This is a genomic window from Streptomyces sp. MS19, assembly GCF_047200595.1.
Classification (GTDB): domain Bacteria; phylum Actinomycetota; class Actinomycetes; order Streptomycetales; family Streptomycetaceae; genus Streptomyces.
Map to the genome: position 1 here is coordinate 44,715 of NZ_JBJZOH010000024.1, position 15,137 is coordinate 59,851.

A 15,137-nucleotide genomic window follows, 5' to 3' on the forward strand; every position below is an offset into this window, starting at 1 on the left:
GGGTCCGGTGGTACCGGGTCGGGGGCCCGTTCACCCTCTACCCGCGTAGCGGTGCCGCCGGTCCCCCGCCTCCCGTGCGCGGGGCGCGGGGGCGGGGAATCCGGCGGCGAGGCCGCGGGCGTCGGTTACGGGGTCTCGCTCACCACGATGTCGCCGTTGACGATGCCGTCGGTCGCGGCCTGGATCTCGTCGGCGATGTCGTCGATGTAGCCGCCCGAGGTGGACAGCGAGACGCCGCCCTCGGCGAGGGTGTAGGTGTGCGTGCCCGAGGGGGCCTCGCCCTCCTGCACCGACTCGATGAGGTCGTAGACCGCGACGTCCACGCTCTTCACCATCGAGGTGAGGATGTGGTCCTGGTAGTCCGCCAGGCCCGGCTGCACGTAGGCGTCCGAGTCGACGCCGATCGCCCAGGCGCCGTCCACACCGGCGACGGTCTCGATCGAGCCGACGCCGGAACCGCCGGCGGCGGTGTAGATGACGTCCACGCCGTCGGCGAGCATCACGCTGGCGTTCTCGGCGGCACGCGCCGGGTCGTTGTAGCCCCGGTCGTCGTCGTCGTACAGGTAGCGGACGTCCACGTCGATGTCGGGGTTGGTCGCCTCGGCGCCCTGCACGAACCCGGCCTCGAACTTCTGGATCAGCGGGTTCGGCATGGCGCCGATGAAGCCGATCTGGCCGCTCTCGGACTTGAGGGCGGCGGCGACACCGGCGAGGTACGAGCCCTCGTGCTCGGCGAACGTCATGCCGTACGCGTTCTCCGCCTCGGGGGCGGCGTCCACGATGCCGAAGGTCGTGTCGGGGAACTCCGCGGCGACCTCTTCGAGGGCCGGGGCGTAGAGGTAGCCGACGCCGATGACCGGGTTGTAGCCGGCCTGCGCCATGGCGGTCAGGCGCTGCACGCGGTCGTCGTGGGTGTCGTCGTTGCCGGCCGTCTGGTACTCGACCTGGAGGCCCAGCTCTTCCTCGGCCTGGTCGCCCGCGCGGGCCGCCGCCTCGTTGAACGAGTGGTCGTCACGGCCGCCGACGTCGAAGGCGATGCCGACGGTGCCCTGTTCGGTGCCGTTGCTCGCGCCATCGTTGCTGTTGGACTCGGTGGAGCTCTCACCGCAGGCGGTGGCGGCGAGGGCGAGGACGGCGGTGACGGCGATCGTGGCCGAAAGCCTTGATACGCGGCGCAAGAGGACGTTCCCTTCGGTCGAAAGCGCCTCCTACGGCGCCGTTGCGCCAGATCGTAACGCGCGTAGATCCAGGGGGAAGAGGAGAGCTGTTCCCGTTATCAGATCGGTGCTGACGAAATACGTCCGCAACATGGCGCTCCGGCGTACGTCAGCCCAGCAGCGCCGCCGTCGCGAGGAGGTCCACGCCGACCGCGATGGCGTTCTCGTCCACGTCGAAATCGCCTTGGTGAATGTCCTTGGCGGCCGGCCGCGGGAGCCCGGGGACCGCCGGGGGGCGGACGCCGAGGCGCGCCATGGCGCCCGGGACGCGTTCGAGGTACCAGGAGAAGTCCTCGCCGCCGAGGCTCTGCTCGGTCTCCTCGACGGTCTCCGCGCCGAAGCGGACCGTCATCGCCTCGGCGAGCAGGGCGGTGGACGCGGCGTCGTTGACGACCGGCGGGACGCCCCGGATGTACTGGATCTCCGACTTGGCGCGGTACAGCGCCGCCACCTCGTCCACGGCGGCGTGCACCAGGTCGGGCGCCGCGCGCCAGGCGGCCAGGTCGAGGCAGCGCATGGTGCCGGACAGGTGGGCGGTCTGCGGGATGACGTTGGGCGCGTGGCCGGTGGTCAGCCGCCCCCAGGTGACGGCCATCCCGGCGCGGGTGTCCACGCGGCGGGCGAGCAGCGCGGGGACCTCGGTGGCGACCTTGGCGGCGGCGGTGACGAGGTCGGTCGTCAGGTGCGGGCGGGCGGTGTGGCCGCCGGGCCCGGCGAGGGTGACCTCGACGCGGTCGCAGGCGGACGTGATCGCGCCGACGCGCACGCCGAGGCGCCCGGCGTCCACCTTGGGGTCGCAGTGCAGCGCGAGGATGCGTTCCACGCCGTCGAGCACGCCGGCCTCGATGGCGTCCTGCGCGCCGCCGGGGAGGACCTCCTCGGCGGGCTGGAAGAGAAGCCGCACCGGACGCGACAGGCGTCCTGCCGCCGCTGCCTCGGCCAGCACGAGACCGGCGCCGAGGACGACGGTGGTGTGCACGTCGTGGCCGCAGGCGTGGGCGCGGTCGGGCACGGTGGAGCGCCACGGGACGGTCTTGGTGTCGGGGATGGGCAGCGCGTCGAGGTCGGCGCGCAGCGCGAGGAGCGGTCCGTCCTGCCCGGGGGCGCGTACGTCGCAGATCAGCCCGGTCCCGCCGTCGAGCACGCGCGGGGCCAGGCCCGCGCGCGTGAGGCGCGCCGCGACGGCGGCGGTGGTGCGGACCTCCTGGTTGCCCAGCTCCGGGTGCATGTGCAGGTCGCGGCGGAACGCGATCAGCTCGGCGCGCAGGCGGTCGTCCAGGGGCGGGATCGGTGCGGACTCCGGGGACAGGGGATCACTCACGTGATCGAGATTAACGCTGATCGCCCCGCAAGTACGCGGTGATCATGGAAAGTTCATACGACGGACTTAGTGCCCGGCCGCATAAGGCCGAGAACGACTGGGTATGACTGCTTTTTTTGTGTACTTCGCGCTCGCGCCGCGCCGGGCGGGGAGGTTCACCCGGTGTAGCGGGTGGCGAGCCGGGGGCTCTGGCCGCCGAAGGCGGCGAGGTCGGCGGCGAACACGTCCAGGAGGAGTCCGTAGTCCTCGACGCCGGGGGCGCTCACGGTCTCGCCGAGTTCGAGCCCGCGCAGGGCGCCGGTGACGAGGTCGTCGGCGCTCATGCGCGGGACCGCGCTCAGGTCCATGCCCTGCACGGAGTGGAACTCGGTCGCCACCACGCCGGGGCAGACGACGCCGACCCGGACGCCGGAGCCCTCGACCTCGGCGGCCAGGGCCTGGGTCATGGCGACGAGGTAGGCGAGCGTGCCCGCGTAGACGGCGCGGCGGGGCAGCACGCTCTTGTCGGCGGGGCCGGAGAAGGCGATCATCCCGGCGACGTTGAGGATGGTGCCGCGGCCGCGCCGCAGCATGGGGCCGATGGCGGCGCGCATGAGCTGTGTGGGCGCGAGGACCTTCACGTCGACGAGTTCACGGGACTTGTCGGCGGGCAGGTCGGCCAGCGGCATGTAGTGGGCGACACCGGCGTTGTTGACCAGCATGTCCAGCGGTTCGCGGGCGCAGATCCCCGCGAGGGTGTCGATGCCGTCGCCGGTGGACAGGTCGGCGGTGACGGGGCGGACGTCGGTCTCCGGGTGCTCGGCGGCGAACGCGGCGAGGCGCTCCTGGCGGCGGCCCACGACGATCAGGTCGTAGCCGTCGCGGGCGAGGCGTTCCGCGAACGCCCTGCCGATCCCCGAGGTGGCGCCGGTGACGAGGGCGAGCTTGCTCATGCGGGGGTCCTTCCGGGAGCACCGTTCCGGCGGGCGGACGGGGGACGTCCGCCCGGTCCTTCACCAGTCCAGCATGTGCACTGCCCCGGCCGTCGGCCAGTCGGACCGCCTTCGCGGGAGCGGACGCGCCCGCCGCTCTCAGGGCGTGGGCGCGGTGAGGTACCGCTGGACCGTGGGGCCGAGCCAGTCCACGATCTCCTCGCGGCCGAGCGCCACGCTCGCGGGGAACCGCAGCACGTAGCGCGTCAGCGCGAGCCCCAGCACGGCCGAGGCGCACAGCGCCGCCCGCGCCCGCGCCTGCGCCTGCTCCGGCTCGGGGCCCAGCAGGCGGGCCAGCGGGATCAGCTGCTCGCGCAGCACGCTCCCCATGCGGTCGGCGACGGCCGGGTCGGTGGCACCGACACGCATCAGTGCGGTGAGCTCCCCGTTCTCCTCCCACAGGGTGAGGAAGTGGCGCACCAGCGTCCGGCCGATCTCCTCGCGCGGTTCGAGGGACAGGCCGGGCAGGCCGGGGTCGATCGCGACGGCCGCCGTGAACAGGCCCGCCTTGCTGCCGTAGTAGCGCATCACCATCGACGGGTCGATGTGCGCGTCGCGCGCGATGGCCCGGATGGTCGCCTTCTCGTAGCCGTCCGCCGCGAACCGCGCGCGGGCCGCGTCGAGGATCGTGGCGCGCGTGGCGTCGGAACGGCGTGCGACCTGCTGGTTCTCCAGGCAGGGTTCATGAGGGCCCGGCCGGGATTCGTCTCCCTGCGGATGCACAAGGGGACCGCGTACAGCCGGCTCCTGATGAACGTCGCGGTCCGGGAGTCGACCGAGGCGCTCGCCACGGCGTTCGGCAGCCCGGAGTTCCAGCGGATGGCGGCCGAGTTCCCCCAGGACGTCGTGTCGTACCCGCACGTCTTCGAGCAGATCGACGCATGACATCGGCTGCCGCCGGGGGCAGGGCCCCGTGCCTCCCCGGGCGGCCACGCGTCCGCCGCCGCACCACACGGGCGTCCTCGCCCGTGACGCGCGGGCCTCGGCCGCCCCACCCCGAGCCGGACATCGAAGGAGAAGCACCATGTCGCTGAAGAACGTCAACACGGTCCTGGCCGCCGTCGGCGCCCTGTTCGTCCTCTACCTCGGGCTGTCCTTCATCCTGACCCCCGAGACGTCCACCCCGGGCGTCGGCCTGCCGGACTGGCCCGCCGGCGACGGCGACGGCTTCCTCGTCATGAAGGGCATCCGCGAACTCTCGATGGGCCTGGTCATCGGCATCCTGCTGGTGACGGGCCACCGCCGCGCCCTGGGGTCTGTCCGGCGGGTCTTGCCTGTCTCACGACGTCCGGCGTGGGGGCACCTCCCAGGCCTCCGGGCCTGGGGGAACCTCGCTGCGTTGCCGAATCGCGCGAATACGGCCAGGTATGAGCTGCGATCCGGCGCCTTGCGATGCACCGGCATCTGGGGGCACCCCCAGCCGCCAGGCTGGGGGTGCCGTGAGCCGGCGGGGGTCAGGGGCAGGCGGGGAGGGATGTCAGGCCGTGGGTGCCCAGGGCGGTGTTCGTCACGTCGGCCAGGAAGCCGGAGGCGCGGTCCGTCACGCCGTCCGTGTACCAGCGCGGGTCTATGCCGCAGACGACGACCTCGCTGCCCGTCCCCGCCAGCACGCGCGGCAGGGTGTGCACGACGGTGGAGGGGAAGCTGAGGACGCGGCTGCCGATCGGGCCGCGTCTGGCGACCAGTTCGAGCGGCAGGTCGGGGCGGACGATCTCGACGCCCGCCTCGGCCGTGAGGCGCGCCAGCTTGTCGCGGCTCTCCTTGCGGTGCGCGAAGTAACGGGTCACGCCCTGCCCGGCGGCGAGCCCGGCGACGGCCGCGACGTAGCGGTCCTCGTCCAGGACGCCCGTCTCGACCAGCGAGGTGCCGACCAGGTCGGCCCCGCCCGTCAGCCGGGGCGGTCCGAAGGCCGACCGCGTCCAGGCGAACGTGTTGTCCGTGACGGTGGCGCCCTCCAGCGGCGGCACCGTCATGGCGGTGAACACCTCGACCCGCCGCCCCGGCACCGGCCGCAGCCGCCGCACGGCGCGCCGCGCCACCGGCGAGAACAGCAGCGCCGCCGCCCCCTGCGCGCGCGGCCGGTGCCAGCGCACCAGCCGTTCGCCCCTGGCCAGCTGGGCGGTGAACTCCATGGTGGCCGTGCCGTCGTCCACCACGACGATGTCGCTGTCCCCCGCCATCGACAGCAGCAGTTGCAGGTAGCGGGAGAACGGGTCGCCGACGACGAGCCGCCGCGCCCTGCGCAGCGGGCCCGCCAGGGTGGCGAGCGTCTTCGACGGCGCGACGGCCCCGCCCCTCGCCTCCCGCCACAGCACGCGGTGCCCCGCGTCCCCGGCGAGCTGCGCCATGCGGCGCAGCTGGCCCCGGGTCGTGGGGTCGTGGGGCGGGAGGATCGCGATCGTGACGCCGCCGCCGGGGGGCAGCGAGGCGTGTGCCCACTCCACCGTGTTGAGCAGTTGCACCGGGCTCTCGGCGAACGCCAGGGTCTGCTCGGGCTGGTCACTCATGCGGTCTCTCCCGTCCCCTTCTCCCAGGTCCCCCCGGGTCCTCCCCGGCTTGTCCGGTCCGGTCCGGTCCGGTGCGGCTCAGGCGTTCGCCGGCTCGCGCTCCGCCTGGTCGGCGACGACGCCCTGGACGCGGCGCAGCTTCTTCATCGGGCCGAGCTCGCTGTCGTAGACCTTCTTGACGCCGTCGCCCAGCGACTCCTGGATGATCCGGATGTCACGCACGAGCCGCTGGAGGCCCCCCGGTTCGACGGACGCGGCCTGGTCGGAGCCCCACATGGCGCGGTCGAGGGTGATGTGCCGCTCGACGAAGACGGCGCCGAGCGCGACGGCGGCCAGCGTCGTCTGGAGGCCCGTCTCGTGGCCTGAGTAGCCGATCGGGACGTTCGGGTACTCGGCCTGGAGCGTGTGGATGACGCGGAGGTTCAGCTCCTCGGCCTTGGCCGGGTAGGTGCTGGTCGCGTGGCAGAGCAGGATGTTCCCGCTGCCGAGGACCTCAACGGCGTGCCGGATCTGCTTCGGCGTGGACATGCCCGTGGAGAGGATGACGGTGCGGCCGGTGGCGCGCAGGGCGCGCAGCAGCTCGTCGTCGGTCAGGGAGGCGGAGGCCACCTTGTGGGCGGGCACGTCGAACTGCTCAAGGAACGCGACGGCCTCGGTGTCCCACGGCGACGCGAACCAGTGGATGCCGCGCTTGGCGCAGTACGCGTCGATCGCGCGGTAGTCGTCCTCGCCGAACTCGACGCGGTGCCGGTAGTCGATGTACGTCATCCGGCCCCAGGGGGTGTCGCGTTCGATGTCCCACTGGTCGCGCGGGGTGCAGATCTCCGGCGTGCGCTTCTGGAACTTCACGGCGTCGCAGCCCGCCTCGACGGCGGCGTCGATGAGCGCGAAGGCGTTGTCCAGGTCGCCGTTGTGGTTGATGCCGATCTCGCCCGTGACGTAGACGGGGCGGCCGGGGCCCACGACGCGGTCGCCGAAGCTGCGCAGGCGGTCGTTGCCTGAGGTCATGATGAGGTCAGTTCCTTTCCGAGAATCCACGAGGCGATCTCGCGGATCGCGCCGGCGCCGCCGGCCGCGGAGGTCACCGCGCGGGCGGCTCCGCGTACCACGTCGTGGGCGCTGGCTACGGCGACCGGCCAGCCGACGAGGCCGAAGCACGGCAGGTCGTTGACGTCGTTGCCGGCGTAGAGCACGCGTTCGGGGGCGATGCCCTGCTCCTCGCACCACTGCTTGAGGGCGAGGTCCTTGCGGTCGATGCCGTGCAGGACGGGGATGCGCAGCTTGCGCGCCCGCGCGGCCACGACCGGGTTCTCCTCCGTGGACAGGATCAGCAGCGGCAGGCCGGCGCGGCGCAGGGCCGCGATGCCGAGGCCGTCGCCGCGGTGCACGGAGACGATCTCGCGTCCTTCGGAGTCGATCAGCACCCGGTCGTCGGTCTGGGTGCCGTCGAAGTCGAGCACGACCGCGTCGATGTCAGCGCGGGTCGGCAGGTAGCCCGGGAACGGCGCGGCGGGCAGCTCGGGGGCGCCGCCGTCGAGCAGCGGGACGAGCGCGCGGGCGCGGGCGAGGTCGTGCGGGTCGTCGATCTCCAGCACGCGGGCCGGGTCGGTGCGCACGAGTTCGGTGCGGCCGAAGAAGCGGTGGCGCGCGGCGCGGAAGCCGTCGGCGCGCATCGCGTAGGCGGCGCCGGTCTCCAGCAGGTCCTGCGGGCGGTCCTGGCGGCGGGGGCGTACGGCCTTGTCGTGGTTGACGCCGTGGGCGCCGGTCCCGCCGTCGGTGGTGTCGGCGGCGTCGCGCCAGACGAAGCCGTGGAACGGGGCGGCCGTCAGCGCGCTGTCGGCGCCGCCGAGCACGGCGGCGGCCACGCCGTCCAGTTCTTCGTGGGTGACGAAGGGGCTGGTGCACTGGACGAGGAGTACCGCGTCGAGGGCGGCACCGTGCCGTTCCTCGTACACGTCCATGGCGTGCAGGACGGCTGCCTCGCTCGTGGCGGTGTCGCCGGCGATGGCGGGCGGGCGTTCGATCAGCTCGGCTCCGGCGGCCTGCGCCGCCGCGGCTATGTCCGGGTCGTCGGTGGAGACGACGACGGACGTCACCAGGCGCGCGGCGCGGCAGGCCCGTACCGCGCGGACGACGAGGGGGGCGTCGCCGACCGGTGCCAGGTTCTTGCCCGGCACGCCCTTCGAACCCCCGCGTGCGGGGATCACTGCCAGCACGGTGCTCATGCGTGATGCCTTTGCGGTCGGTGGGTGATGCGGGAAGTGCGGGGGCGCGGGGCGCGGGGCGCGGTCACAGCTGCCCCCAGCGGCGGATCATCGGGGCCACGCGCTGGGCACCCGCGCGGTAGGCGCCGCGCGCGGTACGGCGCAGGAGGCGCCGGGACGCGGCGCGTACGCCGGTGGTCTGCGCCGTCGCCGCCTGGTGGCCGCCCTGCGGCGCGCCCTTGACGTCGAGGCCGTGCCTGGCGAGGGCGCCGGGCAGGTAGCCGGGGGCCGTGCGGACCGTGTAGTACGGGTCGAGCGGCGCGAGTCCGGTCTCCTCGGCGGCCTGTTCCAGCAGTCCGGCGAGGCGCGCGCGGGCCGTGGCGAAGGCGCTCTCGGCCGGGACGCCCAGGCCCTGGCCGGCCAGCCAGTCGCGGTCGGGCACGGGGACGGCGCCGCCGTCCAGCTCGTCCCAGGACGCGAGGCAGCCGGAGCCGATGAAGTAGTGGTTGCCGAGCTGCTCGCGGATGCCGAGGTCGGTGAGGACGGCGGTCGGGATCCCGCGGTGCAGCGATTCGAGCGCGGCGGTCGAACTGACCGTCACCAGCAGGTCGGTGCCGTCCAGGATCTCGCCCATGTTGCCGTAGGCGAGCGAGAAGTTGGGGGGCTGCTCGGCCCTGGTGCGCTCCGCGAGCCGCTGGTAGGGCAGCTCCTCCAGGTGCGTCGTGTGCTCGCCCGGCCTGCTGCGCAGCTTGAGGACGACCTCGCGCGCCGGGTGGCGGCGGGCGTGCTCCCTCGCGCGTTCCAGCAGGTAGGAGCGGTCGGCGCGGCTCGACGGCACGGACGGCTGGACGGCGAAGACGACGCGGTGGGGGCGGTCCCCGCGCGCCACGGCGTCCGGGTCGTACGGGGCGCCGTCGAGGAACGGCAGCGCGCACTCGGTGACGGCCGACCCGTCGGCGCGCACGCCCCGGAAGAGGGCGCGGAAGCGGCGCGCGTCGTACGGGCTGTTGGCGAGGATCAGGTCGGCGCCGTGGCGCGCGAGCAGTCCGCTGGCCAGGTTCTCGTAGACCACGCCCACGTAGCCGGTGACGACGGCGGTGCGGCGCGCGGTCCCGTGCCACGTGCGGGCGAGGCCGTGCAGCATGGCCTGCACCGTGTTGCCGACGCAGGCGAGGACCAGGGCGTCGTACGGCGGTTCCTCGGGGGTGCGGCGGCGGGCCAGCTCGGACAGGAACTCGGCGGCGGTGATCTCGGCCGGCGCGTCCAGATCGGTACCGGTCTCCGCCAGCTGCCGTTCCGTGGGCGTCGCCCGGCCGCGCAGCACGTAGCCGGTGACGGATGACTCGGGGGCTATCCGGCGCGCCGTGAGCGCGCCCCATTTCCACCTGGTGTCGGAATCCGCCAGCACGGCCACGCGAAGTGGCGTGGGGGATGAATCGGGCACGGATGGAACCGTAGGCGGCGCTTCCTAGTGCCGGGCCAACTCAGTCACAACAACGAGTTAACAGCGCGACACCTGGTGGCCAACTCGACCGCCCGGAATGGGATTTCCCCTGGTCACCACCCCTGGTTCACCACCCGGAAGCCCCTCGGAAACGGGGTGTTCACCTATCGGGGGAAAGGGCTGCGGAAAAAGTGAACGGGAAAGCGGGAGAAGGTTTCCCGGCGGCCGGGAAGTGGGGTGGATCACCCGGCGGCAATTCCACGTTCACTTTCGCCGGACCGTTCGCCCCGCCGTTCATCGGACGCCGCGCGGGGGCGTGGCGGAGAAGGCGGTGGTGAGGGGGTGCGCGGGCGGCGCGGTCTCCCGCCCCGCCCGCGCGTGGGGCCCTCTGAGGTACGGGGGGGACCTCGGAGTGCGCCCGCCGAGCCGATGACCAGTCGGCTCGTTCCTTACTGCGCCGTAGCTTCCGAAATCGTTACACCGGCCCGGTCGCGCGCCCGCGCCGCCTACACGGCGGCCGTGACGCCGCCGTCGGGGCCGAAGCGCTCCAGGTGCTGCGCGAGCCTGCGCAGCCCCCGGTGGTTCGCCGTGCGCACGGCGCCTGGCCGCGAACCGAGCAGCGCGGCGGCCCGGTTGGCGTCCATCCCGATCATCGTGCGCAGCATCACCGCGCCCGCCTGCTCCTGCGGCAGTTCGGCGACGAGCCGGAGCACCCGGCTCGTGCCCAGGGCGGCGATGGCCTCCTCGGCGGTGTCGGCGGACGACGGCAGGTGGGCGAGGTCGTCCTCGTCCGCCCGCGTCTCCTGCGGCCGCCTGCCGCGCGCCCGTAAGTGGTCGAGCGCCCGGTTGCGGGCGATGCGGGCCGTCCAGCCGCGGAAGCGGTCGGCGTCGCCGCTGAACCGCCCGAGATCGCGCGATATCTGGAGCCAGGCCTCGGCCGTGACGTCCTCGGCGTCCGGCTCGGCCACGATCGTCCGCACATAGCCGAGCAGACGCGGGTGCACGGCCCGGTAGACGGCGCGGAACGCCTCCTCGTCCCCCGCCTTGGCAGCGTGCACCGCCGCGGTCAACTCGCTGTTCTCGCCGCGCACTCCCGGCCCCCTCCGCGGCCCTCACACCGCATACCGCCTCGGTCTGGTGACAGTGTGTCTCCCGTGCCTGAACGCTACGCGGCGCGGCGCCCTGAGTCCATGGCGCATCCGGCCGTATCCGCTCGGTAACAGTTACGGGCCGCGCGACGCTGAGAGAGGTACGGGCCCGGACCTCGACCGTCCGCGCCCGGTGACAGCCGGGGTCTCTCCTGTGGGGGGTGGCGGCCCCGGCTGTTCCCCCGTATCGGGTGTGACCGACGGCCTGGCCGACGCCCCGGAGGGTCCGCGGGCCCGCCGCCCGGGGCCTCCCGTGCTCCTCGGCGTCGGTCCGGTGGTCCCTGACCGGCGGCGGGGACGCCCGCCACCACGGCGCTCGTCCCGCACCCGTGGCCGGACCGGGTGGCACGCGGACGCCCCGACCCGGCTCGCCGGGCGTCTGGCGCCGTCCCTGCTGTTCAGGCGGGCCCCTCAGGTCCTGTCCGCCGCTCCGAAAGCGTCCACGCCCGTGAGGCGTGCCGACAGCGCCCACAGGCGCGCGGCCTCGGCGGGGTCGGTCGCGTGCGCGTGCACGCCGCCCTCCGCGCCCTCGCCGGCCGGCCCGGCGATGTCGCAGTCCTCGCAGTACACGCCGCCCATGCCGGACAGCCGGGGTGAGGTGGCCGCCCACACCTGCGTCGCCGCGCCCTGCGGCGGCGTCTTGAAGCTGGGGTCCGCCAGGTTGCCCGCCTCGTCGATCCAGCCCGCCGCGACCATGTCCGCCTTCGCGAGGTGGCGCTGGAGCGGGGTGAGGATGGCGCCCGGGTGCAGCGCGAACGCCCTGACCCCGGCGTCGCGGCCGAGCGCGTCGAGGTGCACGGCGAACAGCACGTTCGCCGTCTTCGCCTGCCCGTACGCCTGCCACCTGTCGTAACCGCGCTCGAAGTGCACGTCGTCCCAGCGCATGCCGGTGATGCCGTGGGCGCCGGAGGACACGGAGACCACGCGCGCGCCGCCGCGGGCGATCGCCGGCCAGAGGTGGTTGACCAGCGCGTGGTGGCCGAGGTGGTTGGTGGCGAACTGGGCCTCCCACCCCGGGCCGACGCGGGTCTCGGGGCAGGCCATGACCCCGGCGTTGTTGATCAGGATGTGGACCGTGGGATGCGCGTGCAGGAACCGTTCGGCGAAGGAGCGGACGCTCGCGAGGTCGGCCAGGTCGAGCGCGTCGGTCTCGACGCCCGGAATGCCGTCGAGCGCGTCCCGTGCGGCGGCCGGGCGCCGGGCGGGGACGACGACGCGGGCCCCGGCGGCGGCCAGGGTGCGGGGCGTCTCCAGGCCGAGGCCCGAGTAGCCGCCGGTGACGAGCGCGGTGTGGCCGGACAGGTCGATGCCGCTCCGGACGTCGTCCGCGGTGCTCCGGGCGCCGAAGCCGGAACCGATCGGGTGCTCCGGTGTCGTCGTCATGGCCGAGACGCCAGGACCTGGAGCGCGGTCTGGAGCAAGTCGGCCTCGCGGCCCCGGAGAGACGTACGGATACTGGACCGGTCAATCCAGTGCGGCCAGGGCGAGCTTCGCGGCGGCCCGCAGGCGCCCGGCGTCCGGCGCGGCGCGCGCGATGACGCGCACGCCCTGCATCACCACGAGCAGGAACCGTGCGATCTCGTGCGGGTCCTTCTCGGCGGGCAGCTCGCCCTGCGCCTGGGCGCGCAGCAGGGAGGAGACGAGCGCCGTCTCCACGACGCTCCAGCCCACCTCGACCTGGCGGGCCACCTCCGGGTCGCGCGGGGACAGCTCCACCGCCGCGTTCACCACGAGGCAGCCGCGGCGGGCCGGGTCGGTCATGGCCTCGGTGACCCAGCTCGCCACGAAGGCGCGCACGGCGGGCAGGGCGGGCCCCGGCTGCGCGAGCGCGGTGACGAAGCCCGCCTCGCTGCCCCGCAGGTAGCGGCGCATCGCGGCCAGGTAGAGGTCGTGCTTGCTGCCGAACGTGGCGTAGATGCTGGCGCGGGCGATCCCGAGGTGCTCGACGAGATCGGCCATCGACGTCGCCTCGTACCCCCGCTCCCAGAACAGGTCCATCGCGCGCTGGAGCACCGCGTCGGGGTCGAATTCCTTGGTCCTGGCCACGCCCCGAGCGTAACAAGGAACCAGACCGTTCAATCCAGAAAGCCGGCACCGGCGCACGGCCTGGCGCCGGCCTCCCGGGGCGCCCCGCGAGCAGCGCGACGCCGCGCCGCGGCCTGTGCCGGACGCGTCGGGCCATGCCTTCGGCCATGACGACGTGATCAACGGTGGCGCCGATCGGCGTGGGGGACTCTGCCCCGAGAGCCATCCCGAGTGGTACGTTATCCGGTACCACTTAGGGAAGGGATCAGGAGTGTCCATCACCGCCAGCGAGGCGCGCAAGGATTTGTTCCCCCTGATCAGGCGGGTCAACGAAGACCACGACACGGTGGAGATCGTGTCGCGGCACGGGAACGCCGTCCTGATGTCGGCGGACGACTATGCCGCCCTGCGCGAAGGCGCGTACCTGCTCCGTTCCCCGGCGAACGCCCGCCGCCTGCTCACGGCATACGAGAACGCCCTGTCCCGCCGGAACCTCACCGAGCGCGAGCTGATCGACCCCGACTCCGCGTCCGACGCGACGTGAGGTTCGTCTTCGAGGACCAGGCGTGGGAGGACTACACGTCCTGGCTCCGGAACGACCGCAAGACGCTCGCCCGGATCAACAGGCTGATCACGGACGTCCTGCGGGACCCGTTCGACGGCATCGGGAAGCCGGAACCGCTGAAGCATCACCTGCCGGGTGCCTGGTCGCGGAGGATCGACGACGAGCACCGTCTCGTCTACCTGGTCACCGATGGCGAGATCGTCGTCCTCGCCGCGCGCTATCACTACTGACCGCGCGGCGGGTGGGGGCTGCTCCTGGCGGACGGTGAGCAGGTCGCCGAAGCCCAGGCGGGTGACGAACTCGCGCTGCGCCTCCCGCGTCACGTCGCCGACGTGCTCGACGCCGCGCGCCGGTCCGCGGCCGGCGGGGAGTGCCGGGATGCGGGCGACCTCTCCGGCGACGGCCTCGTTGCGCGCGACCAGGCCGTCCGGCCCGGCGTACGCCGCGTTGTGCACGACGGCGTCGAGCGCGCCGGGCCGGTCGAGCACGGTCCGCACCGCCGCGTTCGGCGGACTCCTGGGACTGGACGCCGAGTCCGAGGACGTGCGGGTCGTGTCCGGCGGTCTCGGCACGCGGGTCCTCGGCGCAGGCGGCGTTGCGGCCGTCCGGGTCGCGCATCGTCACGTGGACGGTGTGGCCCGCGCGGGCGAGCGCGCGGGCGGTCGGGCGTCCATGCCGGTCGCGGCACCGGTGATGAGCACGGTGGACATGGTCCTTCCTCCTTCCCTGGGGCGTGCCGGTGTTCCCCGGGTGGCGGAAGTGTCGTGCGGGGTGCGCCGGGCGTCAGGCGAGGCCGCCGTTGGTGAAGAGCGTCTGGCCGTCGACCCAGCGGGCGGGTCCGGCGAGGAACGCGGCGGTCTCGGCGATGTCCCCGGGGCGGCCGAGGCGTGCGAGGGGCGCGGCCTTGGTGAGGGTCTCGACGGTCCGCTCGTCCTTGCCGTCGAGGAAGAGCGGCGTCGCGGTGGGGCCCGGGGCCACGGTGCGTGCGTGCCCGTGCGGGGGCCAGGCGGCGGTGGTCGCGGCCGTGCAGGGCGGCGTCACCGTCCCGCTCCTCACCGGCTCGGCGGAACACCTGGAGGCCGCGCGGACCTGCGCCTGGGCCACCTGCTCGTGCCACCTGCCGCCTGAACCGCGCGCCCGGCGGTCACCGGGCCGAGGCCCGCCATTCGGGGGCGAGGACCGCCCAGACCTGCTTGTCGTGGCGCGCGCCCCCATAGGGCCATGCCGCGCGCCGCACGCCTTCGAGCGTCATGCCGAGCCGCTCGGCGACGGCGGAGCTGCGGTCGTTGTCGGCCCGGCAGTGCCACTCGGCGCGGTGCAGTCCGCGTGCGGTGAACGCCCAGTCGAGCAGCAGGCCGCAGGCACGGGTCACGAGACCGCGGCCCTCGGCGGCCGGTTCGAGCCAGCAGCCGATCTCGCACGTGCCGAGGGCGGTGTCGAAGGCGGTGAACATGACGCCGCCGACCAGCGCCTCCCCCTGCCAGACGCCGTACAGGCGGGCGCCGTCCGCCGCCGCGCCCTCGGCGTACCGCCGGAGCGTGGCCCGCGCGCCGTCCACGCTTTCGGTGACGAACGCGGCTCCGACCCATGGGCGGATGTGCGCACGCGCGCGGTCGAGGTGGGCGGCGAACTCCTCGGCGTGCCATGTCTCCAGCGGGCCCAGACGGGCGTCGCCGCGCAGCGGGAGCGAGAACACGAAGGGCCCCTCCGTTCACATAACAAGCGTTACGGCAAT

15 protein-coding genes and 2 pseudogenes are annotated in these 15,137 nt (G+C 73.8%); 4 read left to right on the forward strand and 13 right to left on the reverse strand.

Annotation, left to right across the window (positions count from 1 at the left end; genetic code table 11):
- Window positions 1-125: 125 nt before the first annotated feature.
- The 4 genes from ACL02R_RS21125 to ACL02R_RS21140 all read right to left on the reverse strand — a co-directional run bounded on the left by ACL02R_RS21125 (window position 126) and on the right by ACL02R_RS21140 (window position 4,184).
- Window positions 126-1,178, reverse strand: coding sequence for a BMP family lipoprotein (locus tag ACL02R_RS21125; RefSeq protein ID WP_412798527.1), 1,053 nt, complete (start codon window positions 1,176-1,178; stop codon window positions 126-128).
- Between the two features lie 148 nt (window positions 1,179-1,326).
- Entirely contained in the window at window positions 1,327-2,538 is a 1,212-nt protein-coding gene (locus ACL02R_RS21130) for an amidohydrolase (protein ID WP_412798528.1), read from the reverse strand.
- A gap of 155 nt (window positions 2,539-2,693) precedes the next feature.
- Window positions 2,694-3,470, reverse strand: a complete 777-nt coding sequence (locus ACL02R_RS21135) for an SDR family NAD(P)-dependent oxidoreductase (protein WP_412798529.1) — start codon at window positions 3,468-3,470, stop codon at window positions 2,694-2,696.
- A gap of 138 nt (window positions 3,471-3,608) precedes the next feature.
- Window positions 3,609-4,184 carry a TetR/AcrR family transcriptional regulator gene (locus ACL02R_RS21140; protein WP_412798564.1) on the reverse strand — a complete coding sequence of 192 codons (576 nt, stop codon included), beginning with the start codon at window positions 4,182-4,184 and terminating at the stop codon, window positions 3,609-3,611.
- Between the two features lie 42 nt (window positions 4,185-4,226).
- Between ACL02R_RS21140 and ACL02R_RS21145 the strand changes: the two genes are divergently transcribed.
- Window positions 4,227-4,394, forward strand: coding sequence for a hypothetical protein (locus tag ACL02R_RS21145; protein WP_412798530.1), 168 nt, complete (start codon window positions 4,227-4,229; stop codon window positions 4,392-4,394).
- A 139-nt stretch (window positions 4,395-4,533) separates the two neighbouring features.
- Window positions 4,534-4,758: pseudogene (locus ACL02R_RS21150) on the forward strand (DUF4267 domain-containing protein); the annotation flags it as partial.
- A gap of 205 nt (window positions 4,759-4,963) precedes the next feature.
- Here the strand turns inward: ACL02R_RS21150 and ACL02R_RS21155 are convergent.
- From ACL02R_RS21155 to ACL02R_RS21185, 7 genes are all read right to left on the reverse strand, one after another.
- Window positions 4,964-6,016, reverse strand: a complete 1,053-nt coding sequence (locus tag ACL02R_RS21155; RefSeq protein ID WP_412798531.1) for a hypothetical protein — start codon at window positions 6,014-6,016, stop codon at window positions 4,964-4,966.
- 78 nt (window positions 6,017-6,094) lie between these two features.
- The gene (locus tag ACL02R_RS21160; RefSeq protein WP_412798532.1) at window positions 6,095-7,024 is read right to left on the reverse strand and encodes an N-acetylneuraminate synthase family protein; all 930 of its coding nucleotides are present in this window, start codon (window positions 7,022-7,024) and stop codon (window positions 6,095-6,097) included.
- Window positions 7,021-8,241, reverse strand: coding sequence for a cytidylyltransferase domain-containing protein (locus tag ACL02R_RS21165; RefSeq protein ID WP_412798533.1), 1,221 nt, complete (start codon window positions 8,239-8,241; stop codon window positions 7,021-7,023). Before ACL02R_RS21165 ends, ACL02R_RS21160 begins: the two co-directional genes overlap by 4 nt.
- Window positions 8,242-8,305: 64 nt before the next feature.
- Window positions 8,306-9,664, reverse strand: coding sequence for a DUF6716 putative glycosyltransferase (locus ACL02R_RS21170; protein ID WP_412798534.1), 1,359 nt, complete (start codon window positions 9,662-9,664; stop codon window positions 8,306-8,308).
- Window positions 9,665-10,170: 506 nt separating this feature from the next.
- Window positions 10,171-10,755 (reverse strand): RNA polymerase sigma factor, encoded by a 585-nt coding sequence (locus ACL02R_RS21175; RefSeq protein WP_412798535.1) that lies wholly within the window; start codon window positions 10,753-10,755, stop codon window positions 10,171-10,173.
- A 468-nt stretch (window positions 10,756-11,223) separates the two neighbouring features.
- A complete protein-coding gene (locus tag ACL02R_RS21180; protein ID WP_412798536.1) occupies window positions 11,224-12,195 on the reverse strand; it encodes an SDR family NAD(P)-dependent oxidoreductase in 972 nt (323 codons plus the stop codon).
- An 81-nt stretch (window positions 12,196-12,276) separates the two neighbouring features.
- Complete coding sequence (locus tag ACL02R_RS21185; RefSeq protein WP_412798537.1) at window positions 12,277-12,858, reverse strand: TetR/AcrR family transcriptional regulator; 582 nt, start codon at window positions 12,856-12,858, stop codon at window positions 12,277-12,279.
- A gap of 250 nt (window positions 12,859-13,108) precedes the next feature.
- Here ACL02R_RS21185 and ACL02R_RS21190 point away from each other — a divergent pair, with 250 nt between their 5' ends.
- Both ACL02R_RS21190 and ACL02R_RS21195 read left to right on the forward strand, forming a co-directional pair.
- The gene (locus ACL02R_RS21190; protein WP_412798538.1) at window positions 13,109-13,381 is read left to right on the forward strand and encodes a type II toxin-antitoxin system Phd/YefM family antitoxin; all 273 of its coding nucleotides are present in this window, start codon (window positions 13,109-13,111) and stop codon (window positions 13,379-13,381) included.
- Complete coding sequence (locus ACL02R_RS21195) at window positions 13,378-13,632, forward strand: Txe/YoeB family addiction module toxin (protein WP_412798539.1); 255 nt, start codon at window positions 13,378-13,380, stop codon at window positions 13,630-13,632. Before ACL02R_RS21190 ends, ACL02R_RS21195 begins: the two co-directional genes overlap by 4 nt.
- A gap of 553 nt (window positions 13,633-14,185) precedes the next feature.
- On the opposite strand, the pseudogene ACL02R_RS21200 reads toward ACL02R_RS21195, so the two are convergent.
- Both ACL02R_RS21200 and ACL02R_RS21205 read right to left on the reverse strand, forming a co-directional pair.
- A pseudogene (locus ACL02R_RS21200) lies at window positions 14,186-14,380 on the reverse strand (SDR family oxidoreductase); the annotation flags it as partial.
- Between the two features lie 166 nt (window positions 14,381-14,546).
- A complete protein-coding gene (locus ACL02R_RS21205) occupies window positions 14,547-15,098 on the reverse strand; it encodes a GNAT family N-acetyltransferase (protein ID WP_412798540.1) in 552 nt (183 codons plus the stop codon).
- Between the last annotated feature and the right edge of the window lie 39 nt (window positions 15,099-15,137).